Origin of the sequence: Endozoicomonas sp. ONNA2, assembly GCF_024606365.1 — a bacterium.
Taxonomy (GTDB): Bacteria; Pseudomonadota; Gammaproteobacteria; order Pseudomonadales; family Endozoicomonadaceae; genus Endozoicomonas.
Genome location: NZ_JAHHPO010000244.1, coordinates 1 through 6,564, shown reverse-complemented (window position 1 = coordinate 6,564; position 6,564 = coordinate 1). Strand labels below are relative to the sequence as shown.

The window sequence follows — 6,564 nt, the reverse complement described above, 5'->3', positions numbered from 1 at the left end:
TGTGTCTCTGTGCCTTTGTGGTTCAAATTCAAATCTATCAACCTATATCAATGTCGCTGTTTACGGGGCTTTTAAGCTTAAGTCAGTGCCATTGGCCTGAAGCCTCCATCCGGGAAGAAACAAAATAAGTCGGCTTCAGTCAGCAGCCGACCTCTCTACCGATCAGGAATCAATATTCCGATAATCGAATCCCTTGAAGCTTATTTTGTACAGCAGTGAATAGATCACCGGCAGTACGATCAGTGTCAGTACGGTAGCAAAGCCCAGGCCGAAGATAATGGTCACCGCCATGGATTTGAAAAAGGCATCAAACAACAATGGCATCATACCCAGCATGGTGGTCAGGGCCGCCATACAGACTGGCCGCAGACGGCTGACCGCAGCATGGAATATGGCCTCATGCTCTTCCCGGCCTTCTTCCAGCTCCAGTTTGATCTGTTCCACCAGAACAATACCGTTCTTGGTGATCATGCCCGACAGACTCAGCAGCCCCAGCAGTGCCATAAAACTGAACGGTGCATTCAGCGCAAGCAGCCCGGCCACCACGCCAATCAAAGCCAGGGGAACCGTACACCAGATAGCTATAGGCTGTCGTATGGTGTTAAACAGGAATACGGTAATCAGAAACATCCCCAGATAGCCCAGCGGCAAAGAGGCAAATACAGCACTCTGTGCATCAGAAGACAACTCATGAGTACCGCCCCATTCCAGCTGGTAACCATCGGGTAGTGGAATAGCTTCGATTTTTGCCCGTACCTTGCGCAAGACACTGTCGGTGGTTTCATCGCTCAACAACTCAGGATCTGCCATCACAGAAAGCATACGCTTACGGTCCCGGCGGATGATCAGCGGGTTTTCCCACTCGGTAGCAAAACTGGAAATAGCCTGGGTGATGGGCACATAGCTCTGGTAATCAGCACTCCAGACCTGCAGATCGGTAATGCTATCGGCATTCAGACGCTCGGACTGCGGAGCACGGACAATCAACGGCATTAACTGGCTGCCTTCACGATAGACGCCAACCTGACGGCCGGTGAAATTGACCAGCAAAGCGTCGTCCAGGGCCTGTTTGGATATACCGCTGCGCCGGGCACTGGCTTCATCCAGGTGTGGGCGAACAAGGCTGACCTGGTTACGCCACCCATGTCGTATATGAGTGGCCATTGGCTCATCACGCAATACATTGATGGCCTGTACCGCCAGGGTTCGTAATACTTCCGGGTCCTCGCCATAGAAACGGGCTTCAATTTCTGCGGCCGGTGAAGGGCCATTCTGTAAGTATTTGACCCGGTATTCCACATCACCGAAGTCTTCGCTCAGCAGGGTGTCCAATGACGGAATCAGCGGTGGAATGGCTTCCAGGTTATCCGTCTCGATAATCAGCTGACCATAACTGCTGTATTGTTTTTCCGGCATGTAAGGGAGAATAAATCGCTGTGCTCCCTGACCAATCACCGATGTGACATTTTTTACGCCGGGCAGGGACAGCACCAGCTCACCAAACTCTTCCACCCTTGTTTCGGTTGCCCGGATATCACTGCCCTCGGGCATCCAGAAATCCACAAAGAACACCGGCGTGTTGGATGGCGGGAAAAAGACATTTTTCACCGAACCAAAACTTATGATGGCCAGTACCAGTGCCAGAACCGTCAAACCGATGGTCATGGGGCGATGCACCAGAGAGAACCGCAGCAGCTGTTTATACAGGGTGAACAGCGCCCCCTGGTAGGGATCTACTGCTTCCCCCGTCGTCTGCTGGATCGCCAGCTCATCCTTTTTGAACAGAATATTGCAGAAGAAGGGGGTCAGGGTGATCGCAGTGAGCCAGCTGAGAAACAGGGAAATCAACAGCACCTGGAACAATGAAAGACAGAATTCACCGGTGGCATCGTCAGAGAGGCCAATAGGTGCAAATGCCATAATGGCAATCACGGTGGCACCCAGCAGTGGCCACTGGTTCTGGCTGACCACTTGCTTTGCTGCCTGCGCTCGGGTGAGTCCCCGTTGAATACCCACCTGAATGCCTTCGGTGATGACAATGGCGTTATCAACCAGCATCCCCAGGGCAATGATCAGGGCACCCAGGGAGATCAGCTGCAGTTCAATGCCGATCACCTTCATCACAATAAACGTACCGAGGATGGTCAACAGCAGGATGGCACCCATCAGGAGTCCTGCACGCACACCCATGGCCAGCAGCAGCACGACAATAACAATGGCAACGGATTCCAGCAGGTTGATCAGGAAACCATTAATAGATTCCGAAACCGTTGCCGGTTGGTCGTACACTTTGGTGAGTGCAATGCCAACCGGTTGCCCGGACTTAAGCGCATCGATGCGCTGACGAATAGCGTCGCCTACATCCACCACATTGACACCGGAAGCGAAGGAAATACCCAGTGACAGCGCCGGGCGGCCATTAGAGTAATAGAGTGTATCCGGTGTTTCATCGAAGTCACGGTGAACGGTGGCGATATCACCGAGCCGGACCAGTTGTGTGCTGCCCGGTGGGCTGATGATCAGCTGTTCCAGTTCCTGAATGTTATTGAATTCACCGGTGGGATGAATGCGGATGGAACGCCCTTCAACCAGCATATGACCGGCATTGGAGACCACATTCTGATTCTGGATCAGCGCAAATATCCAGCCCGGATCGATACCCGGATTTGCCAGTTTGGCCCGGGACATCTCAACCACAACCTGCTCCTGACGGGCACCGACGATTGAAACTTTCTTGACCCCTTCAACCAGAACCAGTTCACGTTTCAGGTAATTGGCGTAGTTTTCCAAGTCTGCGGAGGTGTAGCCTTCCCCGGTAATGTTGAACAGCATGCCATAGACATCGCTGTAGTCGTCCACCACAACCGAAGGGTAGACGCCCGGAGGCAGACTGCTCTGGCGATCATTGATTTTACGGCGCAGTTCATCCCAGATCTGAGGCAGTTGATCTTTGTCGTACTGATCTTTCATCTCCACCATAATCTGGGAGCGGCCATTGCTGCTGATGGAGTCGATGTGCTTGACATACTCCATCAGCTGAATGGCTTCTTCCAGCGGCAGTGTCACTTCTTCTTCCACCTGTACCGGGGAAGCTCCGGGGTAATGGGTAATCACCATCGCCTGCTTGATGGTGAACTCGGGAAATTCCAGCTGACCCAGTCCAAAAAACGACATTGAACCACCAACCAGCAGGATAACCACAAACATCCAGCTGATCACCCGGTGGGAAATGGAATATTCGGCAATATTCATGGCTTACAGTCCCCGTTCCCTGTGCAGCGGTTTGACTGGCATGCCTTTATACAGCTGGCTGAGACCGGCAGTAACGATCTGGTCACCGGTATTGAGCCCTGCCAGAATCTGGACTCCCGCTTCGGTAATACGCCCTGTGGTCACTTCGACAGGGGTTACCTGTCCGGTATTCTGGTCAAAACGCCAGACCACTGTCTTATTGTCAACGTCATCTTTGGCTACGGCTGAAACAGGGACCAGAAAGTATCCCGGTTGCCATTGAGTATCCATGACCCGGGCCAGGTCAATAATAACCGTGGCGGTCATCCCGGGCAGAATATTCATATTGGCCGGTGCCATCCGGGTGAAAATAACCTCATAACTCTGGGTGCCCGGTGTTACCCGGGTAGCGTGCTCTTTATAGCTGACCGGAAACTCTTTGCCAGGGGCACCGGGGAAGGTAGCAATGGGCTGATAGCCATTGTTGACCGCCTTTGCGTTAACGTGGGAAACGATACTCTCAGGTACCTGGATACTGATATCGAGTCGGTCACTGCTTTGCAGAATGAGCACCGGCTGCTGGGCCTGAACCTGCTGATGGGGCTCGGCAAGCGTCTGGGCAACCCGGCCACTGAAGGGGGCTTTCAGTGTCGTATAAGCCAGTTTGTCCCGGCTCAGTTTCAGCGCCGCCTCGGCAGATTTCAGTCTGGCACTGGCGGTATCGTAGCTGGATTGTGCAATGACTTTCTTTGTTAACAGGGAGCTGGCGCGTTCAAACTCTGCCCTGGCAAGTTCATAACTGGCCTGCCGATCCTGCAGCTCATTGCGAATATCCCGGTCGTCAAGATAAGCCAGCACCTGTCCGGTACTGACATCATCGCCTTGCTTGACCTCGATCTTGTCAATCTGGCCGGGTATACGGAAGGAAATTTCGGCTTCTTCGGTGGCCGTTACTTTGCCGGGAAAATAACGTAGCTGCTGCTGCCGGGGATCTTTGACCTCAAACAGTTTTACCGGTCGGATGACTTCTTTGTGCTCGACTTGCTCCTGATCACAACCGGTCAGCAGGGTGAACGAAATTAACACGATGCTGGCTATGGTTGATCGGGATAAAGGGGTGAGATGCATTCTTATTTAGCTCCAAACCAATGGGATAAAAGCACCGTTAATGATATGTAACGGGTACTTGGAATTAATAAACGCTGGCAAGTTTCACTGAACTGTAAATCTGGCAACAATCTGTTCAGCCTGAAGGCTACAGTTGTCAATCATTGCTGGTGAAAATGGTGCTCGCCATCCCCAGCCCTGCAGGTATTTAGCCAGGTTGGAAGTGAGCAGGCTGAAGCCATTGTCTTTTTGCAGGGAGGGTTGTTTCAGGCCAAACCCGGACATGCTGATCTGGAACAGACCTTCACCGAGACTCCAGATACCCATCAAAATATCAGACAGTTCATCTTCGCCATTCTTATCGGTTATCGCAGGGTTGTCCTCCATTAACTCAATGATCAGTGCTTTCACTATCTGGCTCATCTCTTGATAGATGCCGTCCAGTACCTGTGCCCGTCCTGTCGATGCCCGCTGCCAGATCTCCGGGGTCATTGCCAGTTGACGCAGAAAGTAGTGATGGGGCTGGCGGTCATAACACAGCCAGATCGCCATATTAAGCGTCAACAGACGTTCCATGGCGGGCGCCGGGCTGTTGAGCACCTTATGAAATACAGAAGTAATCGTTCTGGAAATATCGATGGTGCACCCCAGTAACAGATCTTCCTTGCTGGAGAAGTGCGAATATACGGTTCCCATTGAGAACTGAGCCTGTTTGGCAACTTCAGACATTTTCAGGTCCATAAAGCCCTTTTCCTTAAGAATGGTCAGGGTGGACTGAATAATGAAGGTTTCCCTCTGTGCCCGTTTGTCGGATGCTGACATGTCTGATAAACCGTGGTGGAAAGCAGGAGTTAAAGAGATACATTTATCTGAATAAAAATCGAATTATATTCGAATTCTATTTTAAATAAAATTATTGTTCAGATATACGCACTTCAGGAGAATCAGGTTCTTTTGTCAGGCACTTCAATTTTTCCTGGTTCGTTGCAGGGTGAACCAGAAAACGTTACCGGCTTTGTCAGGCTGGACTGGGAGGTTGCCGCAAAGGCAAAAAAGGTTATAAATAAAGAAAAGTGGTCGAAAACAATGTATTGCAGGTTTTGTTTTCAGGCTGTCGGGCCCTGCCAGGAGGCTGCTCAGACTGTTTGCCGTCTCATTGCCGTTGGAGGTATGGATGCTGTTGGTCGTTCTATTTGCGTGCCTGATTGTTGCTGCTACTGCTTTTTTATCGCTTCTTGAATCATCCCTGGTCGCAGTTGATGAGTTGAGGCTGGTTACGATCCTGGGCAAAAGGCCTGACAATAAAGCGGCTATCCAGAAAGTCTTTCAGAAAAAGCGGGAGCACCTGTCAGCGATCGTCTTGTTGAGTACTTTGATCAGTATTGCTGGCAGCACTTTCCTTGGTGCTATGGCTGCCAGGGAATTTAACGATCTATGGATGGCCGTTTTTACGGCAATGCTCGCTTATTTTATGCTGGTATTCGCCAAGGTACTGCCCAAACTGCTGGCGGTGCAGATTGCTGACAGGGTCGTCGCCAGATGTTCACCATTTATTCATATCATCTATACAGTGACCAGACCCGTGTTGTTGTTAGCCCTGGTCTGGACCCGTCTTTTACCCAAGCCTGTTGAGCAGGCCAGAAGCAGTGATGAATTACGGAACATTATCAAGCATTACAATAAGCGCGGGGTGATTGGCAAGCGTCAGCGAAAACTGGCTGATGCTGTACTCACCTCTCACCAGCGGCAGCTGACCGAGCTGGTTGAGCACTCAATACCTGCTGTTTGTCTCTCATCTGAGGCAACCGTGTCTTCTGTAGAAGCGACGATTCGCTCATATCCCTGTAAGCGTTATGTGGTTCTGAACGATGGCAAACCTTCGGGAATTGTTCTCTATCGGCATATCGCCCGTTGTTTGGTCAATGAAGAGGCGGATATCTCAGTGGGGGAGCTTATGAGAAAAACCATTAATCTGGCTCCGGAAACCTCATTGCATGAAGCAATCACATCGCTTCAAGAGGCCAGGGCATCGATTATCCTGCTGTTGGGAGAAACGGTAGAACAGACCCGTATTGTCACCGCGAAAAAGTTGTACCAGGCTTTACTGCGCTGACCGGGAGGCTGTCCGAGTATAGATTGCCCTGCTGCGGTGGCACGTTTATGAAATTCCGGGCCAGACTCAAAATACTACCTGATTACCACTGATCGTACGTCATGATACAGAGA

Annotated in this window: 4 protein-coding genes; 1 reads left to right on the top strand and 3 read right to left on the bottom strand. The window is 51.1% G+C overall.

What is annotated here, in order from left to right; translation table 11 throughout:
- Positions 1-162: 162 nt before the first annotated feature.
- The 3 genes from KDK14_RS04410 to KDK14_RS04400 form a co-directional block, all read right to left on the bottom strand.
- Entirely contained in the window at positions 163-3,252 is a 3,090-nt protein-coding gene (locus KDK14_RS04410) for an efflux RND transporter permease subunit (protein WP_257263807.1), read from the bottom strand.
- A gap of 3 nt (positions 3,253-3,255) precedes the next feature.
- A complete protein-coding gene (locus tag KDK14_RS04405) occupies positions 3,256-4,359 on the bottom strand; it encodes an efflux RND transporter periplasmic adaptor subunit (protein WP_257263806.1) in 1,104 nt (367 codons plus the stop codon).
- 84 nt (positions 4,360-4,443) lie between these two features.
- Positions 4,444-5,160, bottom strand: coding sequence for a TetR/AcrR family transcriptional regulator (locus KDK14_RS04400; protein ID WP_257263805.1), 717 nt, complete (start codon positions 5,158-5,160; stop codon positions 4,444-4,446).
- Positions 5,161-5,512: 352 nt separating this feature from the next.
- On the opposite strand from KDK14_RS04400, the gene KDK14_RS04395 reads away from it, so the two are divergent.
- A complete protein-coding gene (locus KDK14_RS04395) occupies positions 5,513-6,451 on the top strand; it encodes a CNNM domain-containing protein (protein ID WP_257263804.1) in 939 nt (312 codons plus the stop codon).
- Positions 6,452-6,564: the final 113 nt, after the last annotated feature.